Genomic DNA, 21,241 nt, shown 5'->3' with positions numbered 1-21,241 from the left:
TTATGTCAACAGTATGCGAATTTGAATTAAATGGAAAAGATGAGATTTTTGAGTTTAATAAAGTTGCAAAACAAGCTAATGGGTCAGTTTTAGCGAAATGTGGTAACGCAGTTGTATTAGCAACAGTTGTAAGTGAGTTTGATAATCCTGGTACTGAAGATTTTACTCCATTGACAGTGCAATATATTGAAAAAGCATATGCGGCAGCAAAAATTCCTGGTGGTTTTTTCAAAAGAGAGAGTAAACCAAGTGAATTAGAAACTTTGACTTCAAGAATTATAGATAGAAGTTTAAGACCACTTTTCCCAAAAGGTTATGTTTATCCTACAACAATTACAGTTATGGTTTTAAGTGCAGATAAAGATGTTGATTTACAAACATTAGCTTTAAATGCTGCAAGTGCTGCTTTATATACTTCTAATATCCCTGTAAAAAAATCTGTTGCAGGTGTTAGAGTTGCAAAAATTGACGGAGAATATATTGTAAATCCAAATGTTATGGATATGGTAAATTCAACTTTAGATTTATATGTAGCAGGTTCTAAAGATGAACTTCTTATGATTGAGATGAGAGCTATTTCATCTGAAGATATGGTTGAAGTAGACATTGAAGCTTTTTCAAAAGTTCATAAAACAAATGAAATGACAGAAGAAGAGTTAGTTGAAGCTATTTCAGTTGCTCAAATAGCTTTAAAAGAAGCTAATGAAACATATGAAACTGGCTTCGAAAATGTTTGTAAAGAAAAGCACGAGGTTGAATTAGTTGAATTTACCATTCCTGAAGATTTGATAAAGCATGTAAAAAGTACATATTTAAATGATGTAAAAGATGCAGTTAAAAAATTGGCAAAAAGTGAAAGAGCAACTGAGTTAAAAGATTTAGCTAAAAAAATTGCAAAAGATGAATATTGCACTTCAAATGAATTTCCTTTTGAAAATGTTTATGAAGCAGTTTCAATTGTAAAAAAAGAAGTTGTAAGAGCAATGATTGTAAATGAGCATGTAAGAGCTGATGGAAGAGGTTTAAAAACTGTTAGACCTATATCTATTGAAACAAATATCTTACCATCTGCTCACTCTTCTTGTTTATTTACAAGAGGTGAAACCCAAGCCTTAGTTGTAGCAACTTTAGCAGGTGCTAAAGATGGGCAAATGTTTGAAACATTAAATGAAAAATCAACTTCTATGGAAAATTTCATGGTTCACTACAATTTCCCTGGATTTTCTGTAGGTGAAGCAAAACCTATGTTTGGTGTAGGAAGAAGAGAATTAGGACATGGAAATTTAGGGAAAAGAGCATTAGAAGCTACTATTGATAGGGATTTTGGAGATACAGTTAGATTAGTATCTGAAATCTTAGAGTCAAATGGTTCTTCATCAATGGCAACAGTATGTGGAGGTTCTCTAGCTTTAAAAGCAGCAGGAGTACCAATATCAGCTTTAGTTGCAGGTGTTGCTATGGGTATGGTTGTTGAAGGTGATAAACATTGTGTATTAACAGATATCATGGGATTAGAAGATCATGATGGAGATATGGATTTTAAAGTTGCTGGTCCAAAAACAGGAATTACTGCGTTACAAATGGATATTAAACTTGGTGGAATAGAGTTAAGTGTTCTAAAAGAGGCTCTTTTACAAGCAAAAGAGGGTAGAGAACATATTTTAACTCTTATGGAAGAAGCATCTGCTGAAATTGTTCCAAGTCCAGCCTTACCATTAATGGAACAATTTGCAATTGATCCTAGCAAAATCATGGTAGTTATTGGTAAAGCAGGTTCTACAATTAAAGAAATTATTGAAAAGTTCTCTGTATCTATTGATTTGGATAGAGATAGTGGTAATGTTAAAGTTGCTGGTGATAATAAACAGAATGTATTAGACGCTTGTGCACATATTAAAACAATTTCAGATAATGCTCCTTCAAGAAAACAAAATGAAAAAATTATCTTTGATTCTTTATATAAAGAAGAAGAGGTTTTAGAAGGTGTAGTTGAGCGAATAGTTGATTTTGGTGCATTTATGAAACTACCAAAAGGTGGTGAAGGTCTGTTACATATTTCTAAAATATCTAAAGAGAGAGTAAAAAATGTCTCTGATGTTTTAAGTGTTGGTGATAAAGTAGAATTAAAAGTATTAAAAGTTAGTAGAGATAGAATTGAGTTAGCTTCAGCTAATATTTGATTTTTATACTAATTTAATAGTTCTTTAGTTATTATTTATAAATATTATTTTTTCGTATTAAGGAAATACTATGGCAAAGCTTTTAATAGTGGATGATTCGACTATGTTAAGAGACATGTTAACATACGCTCTCAAAGAGGGTGGATATAGTGATGTAATTGCAGCAGTAGACGGTGTAGACGGTTTAGAAAAAGCAAATGGAAATAACTTTGATTTAATTATTACAGATGTTAATATGCCAAATATGGATGGATTAACATTAATTGGTGAACTAAGAAAAGTAGATAAATATAAAACAAAACCTATTTTAGTTTTAACAACTGAAAGAAGTGATGATATGAAAGCAAAAGGGAAAGCGGCAGGAGCTACTGGTTGGATTGTAAAACCATTTGTTCCAGATCAATTACTAAAAGCTGTTAATATAGTTTTAAATAGATAGAAAGGTGTTATTATGTCTGGTTTTGATATATCGAAATATAGAGAGATGTTTTTAGAAGAAGCAGTAGAACTTTTTGAATCTGCTGATAATGTTTTATTAGAAGCTGAAACAAATGGCTCTCTTACCGAAGAAGAAATGGGTCAACTTTTTAGAGATGTACATACACTTAAAGGTAGTGGTGCTTCTGTAGAACTTCCAATATTTGCTGAGTTTACTCATGATGTTGAAAATATGATGGATAAATTGAGAAATCATCAAATAGAATATCTTCCAGAAATGGCAGGTGTTTTAATTGATTGTATGGATGTTATGAAAGAGATTTTAGAATTAGAAGTTGCGGAAGATATTGACAGAGATACTTTTGAGTCAATGACTTCTGATCTTTTAGTTCAAATAAGAGCATATATTAATGGAGAGTCTGCTTCTCAACAACATGAAGCACCAATTGAGGTTGCTCAAGAAGAGATACAAGAGGAAATTACTCCATCAGAAACTTCTAATGAAGAAATTAGCTTAAATTCTAGTTCTTATGGGATATTTGAAGATGATATTGATGTTGAAGATTCATTAGAAAATGATTCTTTTGGATTTTTTAATGATAATATTAAAATCTCAAATACATCTACTCAAGAAAGTTCAGATAATGAGAATTTTGGATTTTTTGATGATGCAGAAGAAATTACACCAACTGCAACTATAAAAGCGCCAGAAAAAGAAGAAACACCAAAAGTAGAAGCGTCAAAAGAAACTTCAACTCCAAATACAAAAGCAGTTGCACCTGCAAGTACACCAGCTGCTGCTAGACCAGCTGCAGCAGCACGAAACAGAGAAGAAAAGAAACCTGCAGCTGCAACTAATAACATTAGAGTAAACCTTGATAAAATTGACTTACTAATGAATAATGTAGGTGATCTTGTTATTACAAATGCAATGTTAAAACAATTTACTTCTTCTATAGAAGATAACAAAGTGCAAAATTCTGTATATGAAAGATTGGAACAACTTGAAAGACATATTAGAGATATGCAAGATTCAATCATGAGTATAAGAATGGTACCTATGGAATCAATTTATTCTAAATTTCCAAAAGTTGTAAGAGATATCTCTAAAAAACTAAATAAAAAAGTCGATTTCAAACATTTTGGTGATAATGTTGAGATTGATAAAGCTATGATTGAAGGATTGACAGATCCTTTAATGCATATTATTAGAAACTCATTAGACCATGGTATTGAAACACCTGAGAATAGGGTAGCCGCAGGTAAAAATGAAATGGGTGAAATAATTATTTCAGCAGAACAAGCTAATGGTCAAATGATTATTACAATTGAAGATGATGGTAAAGGAATTGATGGAGAAAGAGTTGCTCAAAAAGCTCTAGATAATGGATTGATTGATGAAAATCAATTATCTAAAATGACAGATAATGAAAAAGCAATGTTAGTATTTGGAGCAGGGGTTTCAACAGCTGATCAAGTTACAGATATCTCAGGACGTGGTGTTGGAATGGATGTTGTTAAAACTAATATTCATAAACTAGGTGGTGCAATTAATTTAGATACTACAATTGGTGGTGGTACTACTATTACTATTATGTTACCATTAACACTTGCAATTCTTGATGGTCTTGATATAGCAGTTGGTGAAGAAAGATATATTTTACCTTTAAACTCTATTGTTGAATCATTACAACCAACTTCTGAAATGATTAAAAAAATTGGTGATGGTGCACAAGATTTATTAATGTTAAGAGAAGAATTTATTCCAATTGTAAAACTTCATAAACTTTTTGGAGTAGAACCAGGATATCCTAAACTTGAAGATGGAATGTTAATAGTAGTAAAACAAGGTAATACAAAAATTGCAATTGCTATTGATGAATTTTTAAATCAATATCAAGTAGTTGTAAAACCTTTAGATAAAAACTTTAGACCAGTTCAAGGTGTAGGTGCTGCAACTGTTAGAGGTGATGGAAGTATTGGATTGATTTTAGATGTATTAGGTATTATTAATGCACAAATCAAAAAAGAAAAAGAATTAGGTATAGTTAAAGCTTCATAAGAATGGATGATACTTTACATTTACATGAAAAAGTAAAAGAGTTGTTATACTCTTTTACCGGTATAACACTTACCGAAAATAAAGATATTATGATTTCGAATAGACTTCATAAATTAAAGAGGAATGCTTCATTCCAAGGTTCTTTGGATGATTTATTGGATGCTATTAAAGAGGGTAATTATAAAACAGAATTTATAAATGCTTTTACAACTAATAAAACGCATTTTTTTAGAGAAGAATTTCATTTTGCTGATTTGAAAAATAGAGTTTTACCTGAGTTATTGAAACATAATCAAGATATAAAATTATATTGTTCTGCTTCATCAACTGGAGAAGAACCATATTCAATGGCAATGACTATTTTAGAAACTCAAGAAGAATTAGGTAAAAGAATAAATGCATCAATTATTGCAACAGATATTGATACTAATGTACTTCAATATGCTGCAAATGGTATATATAGATTTTCAAAAAGTTCAAAAGAGTTTCCAAGTTGGTTAAAGCCTCAAAAATACTTTAAAAAAAGAGTTGAGAAGAACTTAGCATCGGAAGAGATTCTTATAAAAGTCAAACCAGAACTCCAAAAAATGGTTACTTTTCAAGTTATGAATTTAAATGATGCTAATTATCCTTTTGCAAAAAATCAATTTGATGTAGTATTTTGTAGAAATGTACTAATTTATTTTTCTGCGATAGACCAAGAAAAGATTTTATTTAGATTATTTAGACATCTAAAAATTGGAGGAACGCTATATATTGGGCATTCTGAAAGTCCTGGTAAACTTGAAGCTTATGTTAGAAGAATAGGGCAAAATATTTTTATTAAAGAGAAGGAAGTATCTTGATAATTTTAGGTCATAAAGATGGAAGCATTGAAAAAATCTCTAATAACCTTTCTACTCAAGTAATTAAAGGATATAGAGCACATACTGTAATTGGTGGGGAATTTGCAGTTAGTTCAGATAATGATAATGTCGCTTTTAAAACTTTACTTGGTTCGTGTGTTGCTATTATGTTTTATGATACAGCTAAAAAAATAAAAGCAATGAACCATTTTTTACTGCCAACTACTAATAATTCAAATGAAGATATGAAATATGGACTTTATTCAGTTGAAGCTATGTTAAATGAAATGTATAAACTAGGATGCCAAAAGAAAGATTTAAGAGCAAAAATTTCTGGTGGTGCAGATATTATGCAACTTATGGCTAGTAGTATTAATTCAATTGGACATAGAAATGTTGAATTTGCTAAAGATTTTTGTAAATCAGAAGGGTTTAAAATACTTTCTGAACATACAAGAGGTGATCATGCTAGATTAATTTTGATGACTAATGAATTTGAAACATTTATTAAAGTAACAAATAAAAATGAAACAGATACTAAAGTTATCCAAGAAGAAAAATCTTTACAAGTGGAAATTACAAAAGCACCAGTTCTCAAAGAGTATGTTGGTGGGGTGGATTTATTTGGTAATGATCCAGAACCAGCTCCTGAGATGGACATTGAACTATTTTAGGAGTATTGAATGTATACAGTTATAGTAATTGATGATTCATTATCAATGAGAAGAATTTTAAAAGATATTATTAATTCTATCGATGAGTTTGAAGTTATTGATGAAGCTGTTGATGCTTTTGATGCACGAGAAAAAATCAAAAAATTTGAACCAGATATGGTAACTATTGATATAAATATGCCCAAAATGGATGGAGTTACTTTTCTAAGAAACCTAATGAGACTTCATCCTATGCCAGCTGTAGTAGTATCAGGTGAGGGTGCAAGGGGAAATGATATCTTTGATGATGGTGCTGTTGGATATATAGAAAAACCTGCTAATGGGGAATCAATGATGTCCTTTCAATCAAGAGTTAAAGATAATTTACTAAATCTTACATTCTTATTGAAACAATATACACTAAAAAAACCTAAAGCACAATTTATTCAAAAGAAAACAAGTAAAGTAGAAACTAACACAAAAAATCATCCAGATGAGTTGCTTAAATCAGCTCCTGCAAGATTAGGTGGTATAAAAGTTATTGCAATTGGCTCATCAACAGGTGGAGTTGAATCTCTTTTAAGAGTTTTTAAATCATTACCGAATGATTTACCTCCAATAGTTATTACTCAACATATTCCTTATGGGTTTTCAAGATCATTTGCTCAAAGATTAGATACAGAATCAGCTCTTGATGTTTGTGAGGCAAAAGATGGAATGAAACTAGAAAAAGGTAAAGCCTTTTTAGCTCCTGGTAATATGCATTTGAGTATAGAAAAAAGAGGAAATGAATACTTTACAAAACTTATTGATGGAATAAGAATATCACATCATAAACCAAGTGTAAATATTATGTTTAGATCTGTAAATAATACTATAGGGAGTTCTGCTATGGCTGTGATGATGACAGGAATGGGAGATGATGGAATGATAGGAATAAAAGAGATGTTTGATAATGGTGCTTATACAATCGCTCAAAATGAAGAAAGTTGTGTAGTTTTTGGAATGCCTAAAAAAGCAATTGAAGCTGGAGCGGTTAAAGATATTGTCCATTTGGATGAAATAGCTCAATATATAGTTGATTTTTCAAAGAACTTAAAAAGATAGATAATTTAATTAAATATGTTATTTAGTATTGAAAACTATAATTTTCAAACTATAATATTAAAGGACTTGTATGCGATATGATTTAGACTTCTGTGATAGTTTTGAGAAAACACTTCTCTTTTGGATTGAGAGATTTATTCGAAATAAACTAACTTCACTTAGTAATTCAAATGTTAACGATAAAGATAAATTGGCAGCTATTATAAAAGATTTAGTTAAAGGTACTAATTCTTTAGATGAATTAACCTCTTTAGTTAAAAGTGCTAGAAATATTGGCTTGTCTGGAATAAACACTTATTATAATCCATTGGCAAAACTATATAATTTTTTGATAAATTTGGGTTTAGCATCTATGAAAGAAATTGACGAAGAACTTTTAAGTGATTTTCTTGCAACTAGTACAAGTGGCTTATCTGATGCATCTAAAAAGAACCATAGAATAGCCCTACTTGCGCTATTTTCATATATTGATAAACAAAATGAGACGCTAGATGGTAATTCATATATGTTTAAAATTGAACTAAAGAACTGGGGTGGACTAAGAGGAAAATCTGGAACAAAACTGCCCTCTTATATGAATAAAGATGAAATATCAAGGTTTTTAGAAGAAATCGATAGTTTTGAATTTTCTGAAGATATTATGTATAGAAATAGATTAATTCTAAAAATTATAATTTATACGGGAATTAGAGTTTCTGAAATGTTAAACTTAAAACTAAAAGATATGTATAAAGAAGATGATGTATATATTATACAAGTAAGAGGAAAAGGAAATAAACCAAGAGTTGTAATGATAAAGTCTAAAATCATACAAAATGAGTTAAATTATTGGCTTAATCAAAGGGCTTGTGAGGAAGACTTTTTAGTTTGTAATAAAAAAGGAAATAGACTAACCCAAGCATACATAAGTAGAATTGTAGAAAAAATATTAATAAGCTGTGGAATAAGAAAAGAAAAAAATGGTGCACATATGTTAAGACATAGTTTTGCAACACTTTTATACCAAAAACACCATGATCTTATTCTTGTTCAAGAAGCATTGGGGCATTCTGATATAAATACTTCAAGAATTTATACTCACTTTGATAAAGAGAGATTAAAAGCAACTACAAATTTAATGGATTAACTTACCATAAACTTGAAGTTTCTAAATCTTCTTTATTATCATCTATTTCTAAATAAATTTCATCTGCATAATCTAAATAAATGGCAAAGTCCCCTATTGTTAGACTATTTTGTATATTTCTCTTATTGAGATATACATTTTCAAATCCATCGGATAAATCCGATAAATAGTACTCTACCATAGATGGTGCCATATTATTTATTGCAATATCAAGTGAATCAAAATCATCTACTCCAAAAGTGGAGTATAGAGATATTTTATTTAGAAGTAATGTCATATTATTGTATTAAATCACCTTTACTTATTAAAACCATTTAATAAAGAAGCCATTCTATTTAAATCAATTTTATCATCTGATTTTTTTTCTAATTGAATATCATCTACACTAACTGATTCTGCCTTTTGTTTAGGAAAGGTATCACTAGAAATAGTAGGTGTAGTTGAAAATTCTTCATCATCATCCTTAAGCGCAGAATTATTATTATAGTTATTACTACTATAATTGTCTTTTTTTCTATCACCTACTTTTAGTATATTTTCAATTTTATGTAACATTGAATTTATATTACTTCCATGTTTTTCATTTGTAGAGTTTATATCATTTAATTTACTTTTTAAATCTCCATTTGAAGATTCTAAATCTTCAATTGTATTTTTTAATCCTTGGTTTTCTTTTTCTAAATTTTCTTTTTCTTTTTGTAAAGTTTCATATGCATTTATTAAATTAGAAAGAGCATCGCTCAATTTAGAAATTGTATCACTATTATTACTCATTAACTATCCTTATTTGATATTATATCAAGTCGTATTGTGCCAAAAATTAGCTAATAATTCCATCAATTTTTAATAAAGAGTCAACACTTGGCTCTCTTTGAGCAAATTCATAAAAAAGTTCATTCATATCAGAAGAACCCCCTTTTTCTAAAATAGCTTTTTTATATTTTAAAGCTAGCTCTTTATTGAATGTATTTTCTGATTCTATAAACATATAATAAGCATCTGCACTTAAAACTTCTGCCCACTTATAAGAGTAATATCCAGCAGCATATCCTCCTCCAAAAATATGAGAAAAACCATTTTGAAATTTATTATAAATTGGTGGTTTAATGATAGAAATTTCATCTCTAATTTCATTTAATAATTTTTGCACATCATCTTCATTTTTATATAATTTTTGATGAAGTTTAAAGTCAAAAAGAGCAAATTCTACTTGTCTAATCATACTTAATGAAGATTGAAAATTTCTTGCTTTTATGATTTTATCTATTGCTTCATCTGATAATATTTCACCTGTTTTATAATGTTTTGCAAACTGTTTTAATACAGTTTTATCATACGAAAAGTATTCTAAAAACTGTGAAGGGAACTCAACTGTATCCCATGCAACACCAGAAATTCCACTAAGAAAAGGTTCAGGAACTTTACTTAATAAGTGATGTAGAGCATGTCCCATTTCATGAAAAAGTGTTACAACATCTGAGTGTCTTAACAGTGATTTGGTATCCTTTGTTGATTGTGGAAAGTTACAAACAATGTAAGCAGTTGGCAAATGAATATTATTATGTTTATCAACATAATATGAATGCCAATTGTTCATCCACGCACCTCCTCTTTTGTCTTTTCGTGATTCTAAATCTATGTAAATTCTAGAAGATAATTTTCCACTTTCATAGATATCATAAGCCGTTGCTTTCTCATCCCAAGTAGGAGTATTTGATACTTTAAATTCAATATCAAATATAGAATTTAGAAATTCGAAAAATCCTTTTAAAACAGATTCTTTTTCAAAATATGGTCTATATAATTCTTCATCTAAATCATATTTTTCTTTTTTTAATTTTTCAGAATAATAAGATAAATCAAAAGATTTTAATTCTTCAATTCCATCTTTTTTAGCGAACTCTTTTATCTCTTCAACTTCATTCTTACCACCAACTTTTCCTTTTTTAGCTAATTCATATAAGAAATCTATTACTTCATCCTCTGATTTAGCCATTTTAGTACTTAGTGAATACTGTGCATATGAGTCAAATCCTAGTATTTTAGATTTTTCATCTTTTAATGTAAGTATTTCTTCAATGATTTTTCCATTTTCTGGGGCTCTAGTGCAGTATGCTTTATATATCTCTTCTCTTTTGTCTCTATTGCTACCATATGTTATATAAGCTATATAAGAAGGCATTTGTAATGTAAACTTATATTTTATTTTACCTTCTTCTTCAAATTTGGCAAGTTCTAGGTCAGACTCTGGTATTTCTCTTACATCTTCATAATCTTCAATTATCATTTCATATGAGTTTGTTGCATTTAATAGATTTTGAGAAAACTTGTGTGATAACTCACTTTGTCTTAAATTTATCTCTTTAAGTCTATTTTTTAAATTATTATTTAAATGACAACCTGATAATTCAAAGTCTCTAATTTCATTTTCTAAGACTTTTTTTTGTATATCATTTAAAGAGGTATTATCATTATCTTGTATATCTTTTAAAGATGTATAAATATTTACATTTTGACTTAACTCAGTTGAGTAGTTTGAAATCAAAGGAAGGCATTCTTCATGCACTTTTGTCGTTATTTCTGTATTTTTAACAGAATCAATATGAAACATAGGAGTTAAGAATTCATTTATGCACTCCCCTATTTCTTGATATGGCTTTACAAAGTTATCGTAAGTTTTATTTTCTATTTCTAAAAGCTTTTCTATTTGCTCTTTTGACTCTTTTAATTTTATTTCTAACAACTCTTTCGTTTTATCTAAATTATTTACATTAAATTCTTCAAACATATTATTCCTTTTATTTAGTATTAAATTCAATTAAAAACCCTCTGTCAAAATCAGAATAGTCTTTATAAAACTCTAGTGATTTTACATTGAATTTTTTCATATAATTTTTTATAGATTCTCTTTGATCATATCCATATTCACAATATAGATATTTTATATTTTTTGATGTAACTTCTTCAATTAAATCTTTTAAAAGTTCATCACCAATTTCTCCTCCAAAAAGGGCATTTTTAGGCTCGTATTTAACATTATGTGGTAAAACATAATTATTTGAAATATATGGTGGGTTTGAAATACACATGTCAAAATCTCCACTAACCTCTTTTAATAAATCAGATTTTATAAAAGAAATTTGATTTTCAACTGAGTGTTTTTTTGTATTTTCTTTTGCTAATTCTAAGGCATCATCATTTATATCAACTGCAGTAACTTTAAGTTGGGGAAGTAGTTTTGAAAGCATTACTGAAATTATTCCACTTCCTGTTCCAATTTCTACTACTTTTGGATTTTCTATTTGTTTTAATTTTTCGAATGCTTTTTCAACTAATATTTCAGTCTCTGGTCTAGGTATTAAAACATTCTGTTTTATAATAAATGTTTCACCATAAAAAGAAACTCTATTTGTAAGATATTCTAATGGAAAATGTGTGGCTCTTTTTTTAACTAAAGCTTTTAGTTCTTCCTCTTTTGTAAACTCAAAATTACCATTTAAATGCATCCAAATAACATTTTTTTCTAGTAGAAACATAATCAATATTTCTACTTCTTTTGCTGGTATATGTGTTACTTCTTTTAGCTCTTGTGAATATTTTTTAATGGTCTCTTTTATTGTCAATTAAACTCCTTTGAAAACCGTATTATACATATAGAGTATAAATTATTCTTTAATAGAAGCTAATCTAATATAAATAAAGATATCTCATCTGAGAGTAAAAAATTGTAATTATAGATTTTATTATCTACTTTGTATAGCTTTTTTTCTTCGATTAATATTTCTACTTTTTTTAATTCATTTTCATTAAAAATAGCTAAATTTACTCCCACATTAGATCTAAGACCTAATAGTACTTTCTCTGTTTTAATATCTACTTCATCCATATACTCTTTTTCATAAGAAATAGGGTTTTCTATATATTGTTCTATATTTTTATTGGGATAGTATCTGAAATTATCTACAAAGCCAACAGCACCTGTTCCAATTCCTAAGTAGTTTGTATACTCCCAATAGCCAAAGTTGTGTTTAGATTGAGTGTTTTTAGACTTTGAGAAGTTAGAAATCTCATATTGTTCATAGCCTAAGCCTTTTAGATACTCAAATAGCTTATAAGATAGTTCTTCATCATCTATTTTTACATGGGATTTATTAAAGAACTTTGTACCCTCTTCTAAGGTCAAAGAATATGCACTTATATGGTCGATATTTTGTTCATTTATTTTATCAAAATCGTATTTTAATTTTTCAAAGCTATCACCTTGTACACCGTAAATAATATCACAATTAATACTACTAAAACCTATACATTTGGCATTTTGTATAGCACTTATAGCACTATTACTATTATGCGCTCGATTTAAGTATTTTAGTTTTTTATCATTAAAACTTTGTACTCCAAAGCTGATTCTATTTACACCTAAATCTCTCATACCTTGAAGCCATTCTTTTGTTGCAGAATTTGGGTTGGCTTCACTTGTTATTTCGCAGTTTTCAATTAAATATGGTGATATGATTTTAAAAATATTTTTATACTCTTTAAAATCTACACAACTAGGAGTTCCTCCACCTATAAATACTGTCTCTATCTTTTCATCTTTTAAATAGTGTTCAATGTCGTAAATTAGTTGTTTCTCAATAGCTTTCATATAAGTTTGTTTCAAGTGAAATCTATCTACATATGAGTTAAATGCGCAATAAAAGCATTTACTATCACAAAATGGAATATGTATGTATAAAAGCAATTTTTAATCCTAAGTTTATTATAATATTTCCCTTATTATAAGGGAAAAGATATTTATGATTGATAAAAGTGAGAATATACCTACAAATGTGAGTGGTAAAAATTATAGACCTAATGTAGCAGCAATTGTTTTATCAGCAAAGTATCCTCAAAAATGCGAACTTTTCATAGCTTCAAGAACTGATGTAGAAAATGCATGGCAATTCCCACAAGGTGGAATTGATGAAGGTGAAACAGCCAAAGAAGCTTTATTTAGAGAATTAGAAGAGGAAATTGGTACTAGTGATATCAAAATCATTGCAGAGTATCCTGAGTGGGTAAGTTATGACTTCCCCCCAGCAATTGCTGAAAAAATGAAACCATATGATGGTCAAATACAAAAGTATTATTTAGTAAAATTAAATGATGGTGCAAAAATAGATATCTATACTCATCATACACCTGAATTTAGTGAATATAAATTTGTTCCAACAAAAAATATTTATGATTATATAACTTTTTTCAAAAGAACAGTTTATAAGCAAGTATTGAAGTATTTTAAAAAAGAAGGTTATATTTAAAAAGGATTATGAATTAGATGTTAAAAGTATTAAAATTTGGTGGTACTAGCGTTGGTACATTAGAACGAATTCAAAATGTTGCAACTATTATTAAAAAAATTAAAGATGAAGGTCATGATGTTATTGCAGTAGTTTCTGCAATGAGTGGTGAAACTAATAAATTAATAGAATATGCTGAAAGTTATTCAAAAATGCCTGCTCCTTCTGAGATGGATATGCTATTAAGTTCAGGTGAACGAGTTACATCAGCTTTACTATCTATTGCTTTAAATGAAGCTGGTTATAGTGCTATTTCAATGAGTGGTGGACGAGCAGGTATTGTAACAGATGAACGACATACAAAAGCTAGAATTGAGTACATAGATACAAAAAATATGAAAGAATCAATAGCTGAAGGTAAAATTGTTGTAGTTGCTGGTTTTCAAGGAGTTACAGAAAAAGGTAGAGTAACTACACTTGGACGAGGTGGTTCAGATTTAACAGCTGTTGCAATTGCAGGTGCAATAGAAGCAGATGTTTGTGAAATATATACAGATGTTGATGGTATATACACAACAGACCCTAGAATAGAACCAAAAGCTAAGAAACTTGACAAAATATCGTATGATGAAATGTTAGAGTTAGCAAGTTTAGGTGCAAAAGTTTTACAAAATAGATCTGTAGAAATGGCAAAAAAATTAAATGTAAATTTAATATCAAGAAGTAGCTTTACTCCAGAAGTAGAAGGTACTTTAATAACAAAGGAAGAGAATATAATGGAACAGCCAATAGTAAGTGGTATTGCTTTGGATAAAAATCAAGTAAGAGTTGGTATGTATGGAGTTACAGATAGACCTGGAATTGCATCATATATTTTTACAGCACTAGCAGATGCAAATATTAATGTTGATATGATAGTACAAACAGTTGCAGTAGATGGAAAAACATCTTTGGACTTTACAATTCCTACAACTGATTTAGAAATTTGTAAAACTATTATGCATAAATTTGAAGATGAAGTTGAAAAATTTGATTACAATGAAAAAATCTGTAAAGTTTCAATAGTAGGAGTTGGTATGAAATCTCATACTGGAGTTGCTTCTAAAGCATTTACTGCCTTGGCTAATGAGAATATTAATATTAGAATAATATCAACTAGTGAGATAAAAATTTCAGTGATAGTTGAAGAAAAATATGCAGAATTGGCTGTTCGTGCTTTACACGATGCCTATGAGTTGGATAAATAGAAGTGCAAGAATTCTTAAATTGGACTGTTGATACAATAAGAGATGATAAACTATTGTCTCCTTGGTTAGAAGAAAAAAAATATGAATGGACACCTTTAGTTGCTAAATCTGTATTAAGTATTTTGGATAAAGGTTGTTCAGTTATTGTTATAAGTGATGATGAAAGAAATTGGTTTTTAGAGTATATTCTTACAAATATAAATAAAAAAAGCCTAAATAGACCATATTTGCCTTTTTATGATTTTAAATCATTTTATAAGTTAATGGATAATGTTCAAAATGAAGATGATGTAAATTATTTAAAAGATATGTTAAATATATCTTTTCCTAATGGATATTGTTTTTGGTATATAGGAAGAAGTCAAGATGCAAGAGCTTTTATTCCTAAAGTTTCTAAATACTCTTTTCTTTGGCTTTTTGATGAAGAAAAGCAAGATGCTTTTAATTTGAAAAGTAGCGATATGGCTTTAGATATGAAACTTTTACAGATGTTTAGATTATATAATAAGACTTTAAGTGCAGCTCTTTTTGCTGAAATTAATGTTGAGAGTTAAAATTGACTAATATTAATAGTTCAAGCATACTAATTGTTAATAATATAGATAAAACTTTAAGTAGTTTAATTCCTTCTTTGCCGCAACATAGTTATAGAATTATAAGAAATGAAGAAAAAGATGATTTTTTAACAGCTCAGGCACAACAAGTTATTAAAGAAGCATATATTTCATCTAATGAAACAAAATATATACTTCTTTGTGGAAATAGCTTTAGAGTTGAAGCTCAAAACTCTTTACTAAAAGTATTAGAAGAACCACCTAGAAATATAGTTTTTGTTATTATTACAACATCAAAATCGAATATTTTACCTACTATTCTTTCACGAATGCCACATAAATATCTTAAAAGTAAAATAGAAAGAGTTGATATCGATTTTGATTTTCTTAGAATGGATTTAAAAAATTTGTATCAATTCTTAAAAGATAATCAAAAAATTACTAAAAAAGAGGCAAAAGCTATTATTGAGTCTGTTATGTTAAAAATTAACTCTCAAAAAATAAAGTTAACTCAAAAAGAGTTAGATGTTTTTTCAAATGGAATAAAACTTTTAGAGTTAAATTCTAGACCAATTAATATTTTAACTACTCTACTTCTTACAATTATTCATAGAAAATACAGATAAAAATACTTCAAAAAAAGTGAGGTCTTTGTGAAAACTAATAAAACAAAAATAATGGGTATTATTAATGCCAATGAAGATTCATTTTTTAAAAATAGTAGGTTTTATGGTTCAAGTGCAGTTTTAAAAATAGAACAAATGATAAGTGATGGTGCAGATATTATTGATTTGGGAGGAGTTTCAAGTCGGCCTGGAAGTATTTCTGTATCAGTTGAAGAAGAACTAAGTCGAGTAAGACCAATAATTGATTTAATTTATGAAGAAAAATTATATGAAAAAGTTAAGTTTTCATTGGACTCATATGAACCAAAAGTGTTGGATTATGCATTATGTAAAGGCTTTAGTATAGTTAATGATATTACAGGACTAGAAAATGATAAAGTTTGTAAAGTAGCTTCAGAATATAATGCTGAAGTTATTATTATGCATATGCAAAACAATCCAGAAAATATGCAACAAAGTCCAGAATATAAAAATGTGGTTTTAGATATTAATGATTTTTTCAAACAAAGAGTTGAAAAAGCAAAAAGCTTTGGAATAAAAGATATTATATTAGATGTTGGTATTGGCTTTGGAAAAAATTTAGAACATAATCTAACACTTATCAAAAACTTAAGCTATTTTAGTCATTTTGGTTTTGAGTTATTAATGGCAGCAAGTAGAAAATCTATGATAAATGCAATAATAGAATCAAGTCCAGAAGAGCGACTTTCAGGAACAATAGCAATTCACTTGGAATCAATTAGAAATGGTGCTTCAATTGTAAGATGTCATGATGTAAAAGAGCATTTTCAAGCTATAAAAGTTCAAGAAGCTATTAATGATATGAAGATACTTTAAAGTATCTCATGTAAACTATTTGCTTTTTTCATCCAAAGAGTTAAAGCTTCATAATCTTCCTTCTCAACCATATCTCTTACTTCTTTCATATGTGTTTCAAATAAATCTATAGATTTTAGTAAGTTTTTTCTATTTTGTTTAAAAATGTCTGTCCACATATAAGGACTTGATTTTGCCACCCTACTCATATCTTTAAATCCACCGGCAGCTAGTGCAATGATTGACCTTGGATCTTCATGATTCATAACTGTATTAGCTAGTGAGTAAGAAATAGCATGTGGCAAGTGTGACATGTAACATGCATGAATATCATGGTCAGAAGCTTTCATAAATACAAGTCTCATACCAATATTTTGGAATATTTGGACTGCTCTATTTTTATGAAGTTCATCATTATCCTCTAAATCACACAAGACAACAGCTTTTCCTTCATATAAGCCATCAATTGCAGCTTTAGGACCAAAATTTTCAGTTCCTGTCATAGGGTGAGCTGCAATAAAATTTTTTCTGATTTCTTTTGGAATATTTTTAACTATGTACTCTTTTGTTGAGCCTAAGTCCATTATAGTAGTATTTTTTGATACATCTTTTAGTTCATCAAACATAGAAATTATTGAATCAACTGGAATAGCTAGAATAATTACATCTGAATTCTTTTTTAAATCTTCTAAACTCATTAATTTATCGACTAGTTTTAAATCTTCTATCTCTTTTGCTGTTTGTTCATTTCTTGCATATCCATATACATTTTTTGCAATTGCATATTTTTTTACAGCTTTAGCAATAGAACCACCCATAAGACCTAAACCAATAATTCCAATATTCACTATATTACCTCTTGTTATTTATTATGAAAAAAGATTATATCTTAATCATCCTATAAACTTTATTTAGTTATATTATCTGCTTTAATAAGAATAGTTATAAGGATACACGTGAAAAAAACTGCTTTATATACATCTTTAATGCTGGCTACATTTTTGCATGGGCAAGAGATACAGTCAATAAAATATGTTAACTTATCTAGAATTTCTCAAGATATCGCGGATGAAACAATAGACTTAAGAGTTGGTGATAATATAAATAATAAATCAATTAATAGTGCAATTAAAAAGTTCTATAAATTCGGATACTTTGATGATATAAAAGTAAATAATAATAATGGAAATATTGAGTTTATATTTAAAGAAAAACCTTCTATTGCTAATATAGAAATGAATAACTACAAAAGTAGAGATGAAGATAAAGAAGAGTTATATTCAAGAATGGGTATAAAAAAAGGAAATATGTATACTCCTTCTAAAATTAAACATGCAAAAGAGATTTTACTTAAAAATTTAGAAAGAGAAGGTTATGTAAATTCTGTTGTTGAAGTAAATGTAGAAAACTTAGATAATGATGCAGTAGCAGTTACTTTTGATGTAAATGTTGGTGATGAAATTTTAATTAAAAAAGTTAACTATTATGGAGCAACTAAACTAGAAGCAGATGATTTTACTGAAGTAACTGCAAATAATCAAAGAGATTTTATTCCTTGGTGGTTTGGAAATAATAATGGTGAAGTTAATTTAGAACAACTAGACTATGATGCTCCACGAATTAGAGATCAGTATTTGAAAAATGGTTATTTAGATTCTGTGGTAAAAGATCCTTTTATGAAAATTAACTTTGCGTCAAATGATGCAGTTTTAGACTTCTTTATACAGGAAGGTAAGCAATATTCAACTAATGATATTAAAATATATGTTGATGCTTCAATAATTGATCCTAAAACATTATATAGTGAATTAAAACTAGAAAAAGGTGATGTTTTTAATATTGAAAAACTTAGAAAAGATGTTGAATATTTAAAAACAAAGGTATCTGATTTGGGGTATGCTTTTACTCAAGTTAAGTATGACATAAATAAAAATGAGAAAAATGGTACAGCTGATGTAGTATTTAATATAATTCCTGGTAAAAAAGTTTATATCAATGATGTAATAATCTCTGGAAATAGTAGAACATTAGATAGAGTTATAAGAAGAGATGTTTATTTAGCACCTGGTGATTTATTTTCTCTTACAGATTTTAATGAGTCTAAAGATAAACTAAAAAGAACAGGTTTTTTTGATGATGTAATAATTGAGCAAAAAAGAGTTACTGATAATAGTATGGATTTAGTAGTTAAAGTTAAAGAGACTCCCACTGGAAATATTACTCTTGGTGGGGGATATGGTTCTTATGATGGATTATTATTAAATGCTGGGATTAATGAAAAAAATGTATTTGGATCTGGTTTAGCTGCAGCTGTGAATGTTGATTTTTCAGAAAAAAATCATAATTATGCACTTTCTTTAAGCAATCCAGCTATTAGAGATAGTAAATATAATGGAAGAGTGGAAATTCATCAATCTGAAGAAGAGATTGATTATTCAGGTACGGTAAATGGTGCTTATCAATTAGATAAAGTTTCAAAGGGATTCTCTATATCAGCGGGAAGAGAAATTATAAGAAACTTATATGCAGGTGCAAGATATAGGTTTGATATGATTGATGAATCATATACAGATACAGATACTTCTGATGGACAACCTTTACCTTCTGATGTAAATCAAGACTATATAACGAGTTCTATTACCCCTTATATTAATTTTGATAATACAGATGATTATATGATACCAAGAAGAGGAATAAAAACTGGTACTTCTTTAGAATTTGCAGGAGTTGGAGGAGATTCTAAATATTTAAAGAGTTTAACAAACTTTAGGTATTTTCATTCCCTTGAAGATTTAATTGATAGTGATTGGATTTTTAGATATAGAGCAAATTTAAATTTTCTGGTTGATAATGGACAACTTAATAGAGGAGACTCCTTATATATGGGTGGACCAAAATCTTTAAGGGGATATGAATCATATGCCTTTGGACCAGATGATAATTTAGTAAATAAAACAGTTTATAAGCAAATGTTTGCAAATAGTATAGAATTGTCATTTCCCTTAATTCCTAAATCAAAAATGAGATGGGGAGTTTTCTATGATTATGGTATGATAGGAAAAGATTCTTTTTCAGAAGTAAAAAGAAGTGGAACTGGTGCCTTATTTGAATGGATATCTCCATTTGGACCACTCCAGTTTATCTTCTCTCAACCTTTAGATGACAAACAAGGCGATAAAACATCTACATTTGAATTCGCTTTAGGATCATCTTTTTAAAAATATAAAGAGTAAATTATGGTAAAAAAAATGAGTATAACAAATAGAATTACGAAAAAAGAGGCTTTGGATTTAATTCAAAATACTTCTTTAGTTGAATTAGGAGAAATGGCTTCTAAAATTAAGGCACAATTACATCCTGATAGAATTACATCATTTGTTGTTGATAGAAATATCAACTATACAAATGTTTGTTGGGTAGATTGTAAATTCTGTGCTTTTTATAGACATGGGAAAGATGATGATGCATATGTATTAACATATGAAGAAATTGATAAAAAAATAGAAGAATTACTTGAAATTGGTGGAACACAAATTCTTATGCAAGGTGGAGTTCATCCAAAATTAAAAATTGATTACTATGAAGATTTAGTTGAACATATTCATACTAAATTTCCTCAAATTACCCTACACTCTTTTTCTGCTATTGAAATTGTGTATATAGCAAAAGTTTCTAAAATAACTATTTTAGAAGTTTTAAAAAGATTACAAGCTAAAGGATTAAGTTCAATTCCTGGGGCTGGAGCTGAAATTTTAAGTGATAGAGTAAGAGATATAATTGCTCCTAAAAAAATAGATGCAAGTAAATGGTTAGAAGTTCATAGACTTGCTCACTCAATTGGTATGAAAACAACTGCTACTATGATGTTTGGAACTGTTGAAACAGATGAAGAGATTATAGAACATTGGGATTTAATTAGACAACTACAAGATGAAACAGGTGGTTTTAGAGCTTTTATTATGTGGTCTTTTCAAAGTACTAATACAAAATTATTAGAAGATATTCCTGATTTGAAACCTCAATCTTCAAATAGATATTTAAGATTGTTAGCAGTTTCAAGAATTTTTTTAGATAATTTCCCAAATATTCAAAGTTCTTGGGTGACTCAAGGAAGTTATATTGGTCAAATGGCTTTAAAATTTGGTGCAAATGACCTTGGAAGTACTATGATGGAAGAAAATGTAGTTGCTGCTGCAGGTGCTAGTAATTGTATGAACCAAGATGAAATGATTGAATTAATACGAGATATAGGTGAAAACCCAGCGAAAAGAAATACTGCATATGAGATATTAGAAAGGTTTTAAT

General features: G+C 28.6%; 20 protein-coding genes. 14 read left to right on the top strand and 6 right to left on the bottom strand.

What is annotated here, in order from left to right:
• The first annotated feature begins 2 nt into the window (after nucleotides 1-2).
• From LXN10_RS15180 to LXN10_RS15150, 7 genes are all read left to right on the top strand, one after another.
• Complete coding sequence (locus tag LXN10_RS15180) at nucleotides 3-2,180, top strand: polyribonucleotide nucleotidyltransferase (protein WP_375723821.1); 2,178 nt, start codon at nucleotides 3-5, stop codon at nucleotides 2,178-2,180.
• Nucleotides 2,181-2,250: 70 nt separating this feature from the next.
• On the top strand, nucleotides 2,251-2,619 hold the full coding sequence (locus LXN10_RS15175; RefSeq protein ID WP_013135570.1) for a response regulator: 369 nt from the start codon (nucleotides 2,251-2,253) through the stop codon (nucleotides 2,617-2,619).
• Nucleotides 2,620-2,631: 12 nt separating this feature from the next.
• The gene (locus tag LXN10_RS15170; protein ID WP_375723820.1) at nucleotides 2,632-4,680 is read left to right on the top strand and encodes a chemotaxis protein CheA; all 2,049 of its coding nucleotides are present in this window, start codon (nucleotides 2,632-2,634) and stop codon (nucleotides 4,678-4,680) included.
• Nucleotides 4,681-4,682: 2 nt separating this feature from the next.
• The gene (locus LXN10_RS15165) at nucleotides 4,683-5,525 is read left to right on the top strand and encodes a CheR family methyltransferase (RefSeq protein ID WP_375723819.1); all 843 of its coding nucleotides are present in this window, start codon (nucleotides 4,683-4,685) and stop codon (nucleotides 5,523-5,525) included.
• On the top strand, nucleotides 5,522-6,199 hold the full coding sequence (locus tag LXN10_RS15160) for a chemotaxis protein CheD (protein WP_375723818.1): 678 nt from the start codon (nucleotides 5,522-5,524) through the stop codon (nucleotides 6,197-6,199). The genes LXN10_RS15165 and LXN10_RS15160 overlap by 4 nt, the downstream gene beginning before the upstream one ends.
• Before the next feature lie 9 nt (nucleotides 6,200-6,208).
• The gene (gene cheB / locus LXN10_RS15155; protein WP_375723817.1) at nucleotides 6,209-7,285 is read left to right on the top strand and encodes a chemotaxis-specific protein-glutamate methyltransferase CheB; all 1,077 of its coding nucleotides are present in this window, start codon (nucleotides 6,209-6,211) and stop codon (nucleotides 7,283-7,285) included.
• 70 nt (nucleotides 7,286-7,355) lie between these two features.
• Nucleotides 7,356-8,411 (top strand): tyrosine-type recombinase/integrase, encoded by a 1,056-nt coding sequence (locus LXN10_RS15150; protein ID WP_375723816.1) that lies wholly within the window; start codon nucleotides 7,356-7,358, stop codon nucleotides 8,409-8,411.
• Between the two features lies 1 nt (nucleotide 8,412).
• On the opposite strand, the gene LXN10_RS15145 is transcribed toward LXN10_RS15150, so the two are convergent.
• From LXN10_RS15145 to hemW, 5 genes are read right to left on the bottom strand one after another with little or no spacing between them, the layout of a single operon-like run.
• Complete coding sequence (locus LXN10_RS15145) at nucleotides 8,413-8,688, bottom strand: hypothetical protein (protein WP_375723815.1); 276 nt, start codon at nucleotides 8,686-8,688, stop codon at nucleotides 8,413-8,415.
• Between the two features lie 20 nt (nucleotides 8,689-8,708).
• Nucleotides 8,709-9,185, bottom strand: a complete 477-nt coding sequence (locus tag LXN10_RS15140; protein ID WP_375723814.1) for a hypothetical protein — start codon at nucleotides 9,183-9,185, stop codon at nucleotides 8,709-8,711.
• 46 nt (nucleotides 9,186-9,231) lie between these two features.
• The gene (locus LXN10_RS15135; RefSeq protein WP_375723813.1) at nucleotides 9,232-11,199 is read right to left on the bottom strand and encodes a M3 family metallopeptidase; all 1,968 of its coding nucleotides are present in this window, start codon (nucleotides 11,197-11,199) and stop codon (nucleotides 9,232-9,234) included.
• A gap of 10 nt (nucleotides 11,200-11,209) precedes the next feature.
• Nucleotides 11,210-12,034, bottom strand: a complete 825-nt coding sequence (gene prmC / locus LXN10_RS15130; protein WP_375723812.1) for a peptide chain release factor N(5)-glutamine methyltransferase — start codon at nucleotides 12,032-12,034, stop codon at nucleotides 11,210-11,212.
• Nucleotides 12,035-12,093: 59 nt separating this feature from the next.
• Complete coding sequence (gene hemW / locus LXN10_RS15125) at nucleotides 12,094-13,155, bottom strand: radical SAM family heme chaperone HemW (protein WP_375723811.1); 1,062 nt, start codon at nucleotides 13,153-13,155, stop codon at nucleotides 12,094-12,096.
• Nucleotides 13,156-13,210: 55 nt separating this feature from the next.
• Between hemW and LXN10_RS15120 the strand changes: the two genes are divergently transcribed.
• The 5 genes from LXN10_RS15120 to folP are packed head-to-tail and all read left to right on the top strand — an operon-like array spanning nucleotide 13,211 to nucleotide 16,957.
• Nucleotides 13,211-13,714, top strand: coding sequence for an RNA pyrophosphohydrolase (locus LXN10_RS15120; protein ID WP_375723810.1), 504 nt, complete (start codon nucleotides 13,211-13,213; stop codon nucleotides 13,712-13,714).
• 17 nt (nucleotides 13,715-13,731) lie between these two features.
• Nucleotides 13,732-14,940 carry an aspartate kinase gene (locus LXN10_RS15115; protein WP_375723809.1) on the top strand — a complete coding sequence of 403 codons (1,209 nt, stop codon included), beginning with the start codon at nucleotides 13,732-13,734 and terminating at the stop codon, nucleotides 14,938-14,940.
• 2 nt (nucleotides 14,941-14,942) lie between these two features.
• Nucleotides 14,943-15,494, top strand: a complete 552-nt coding sequence (locus LXN10_RS15110) for a HobA family DNA replication regulator (protein ID WP_375723808.1) — start codon at nucleotides 14,943-14,945, stop codon at nucleotides 15,492-15,494.
• A gap of 2 nt (nucleotides 15,495-15,496) precedes the next feature.
• Nucleotides 15,497-16,120, top strand: coding sequence for a DNA polymerase III subunit delta' (locus LXN10_RS15105; protein WP_375723807.1), 624 nt, complete (start codon nucleotides 15,497-15,499; stop codon nucleotides 16,118-16,120).
• Nucleotides 16,121-16,147: 27 nt separating this feature from the next.
• Nucleotides 16,148-16,957 (top strand): dihydropteroate synthase, encoded by an 810-nt coding sequence (folP, locus tag LXN10_RS15100; RefSeq protein WP_375723806.1) that lies wholly within the window; start codon nucleotides 16,148-16,150, stop codon nucleotides 16,955-16,957.
• Here the strand turns inward: folP and LXN10_RS15095 are convergent.
• Complete coding sequence (locus LXN10_RS15095) at nucleotides 16,954-17,784, bottom strand: prephenate dehydrogenase (RefSeq protein ID WP_375723805.1); 831 nt, start codon at nucleotides 17,782-17,784, stop codon at nucleotides 16,954-16,956. The two genes, folP and LXN10_RS15095, sit on opposite strands and share 4 nt — an antisense overlap.
• Before the next feature lie 108 nt (nucleotides 17,785-17,892).
• Here LXN10_RS15095 and bamA point away from each other — a divergent pair, with 108 nt between their 5' ends.
• Both bamA and LXN10_RS15085 read left to right on the top strand, forming a co-directional pair.
• A complete protein-coding gene (gene bamA / locus LXN10_RS15090) occupies nucleotides 17,893-20,154 on the top strand; it encodes an outer membrane protein assembly factor BamA (protein WP_375723804.1) in 2,262 nt (753 codons plus the stop codon).
• 18 nt (nucleotides 20,155-20,172) lie between these two features.
• Complete coding sequence (locus LXN10_RS15085) at nucleotides 20,173-21,240, top strand: dehypoxanthine futalosine cyclase (protein ID WP_375723803.1); 1,068 nt, start codon at nucleotides 20,173-20,175, stop codon at nucleotides 21,238-21,240.
• Nucleotide 21,241 lies beyond the last annotated feature (1 nt).

Source organism: Arcobacter iocasae, from assembly GCF_042214795.1.
GTDB classification, from domain to species: Bacteria; Campylobacterota; Campylobacteria; order Campylobacterales; family Arcobacteraceae; genus Arcobacter; species Arcobacter iocasae.
The sequence above is the reverse complement of the archived record's forward strand: the minus strand, read 5'-3'. Positions and strand labels throughout refer to the sequence as shown.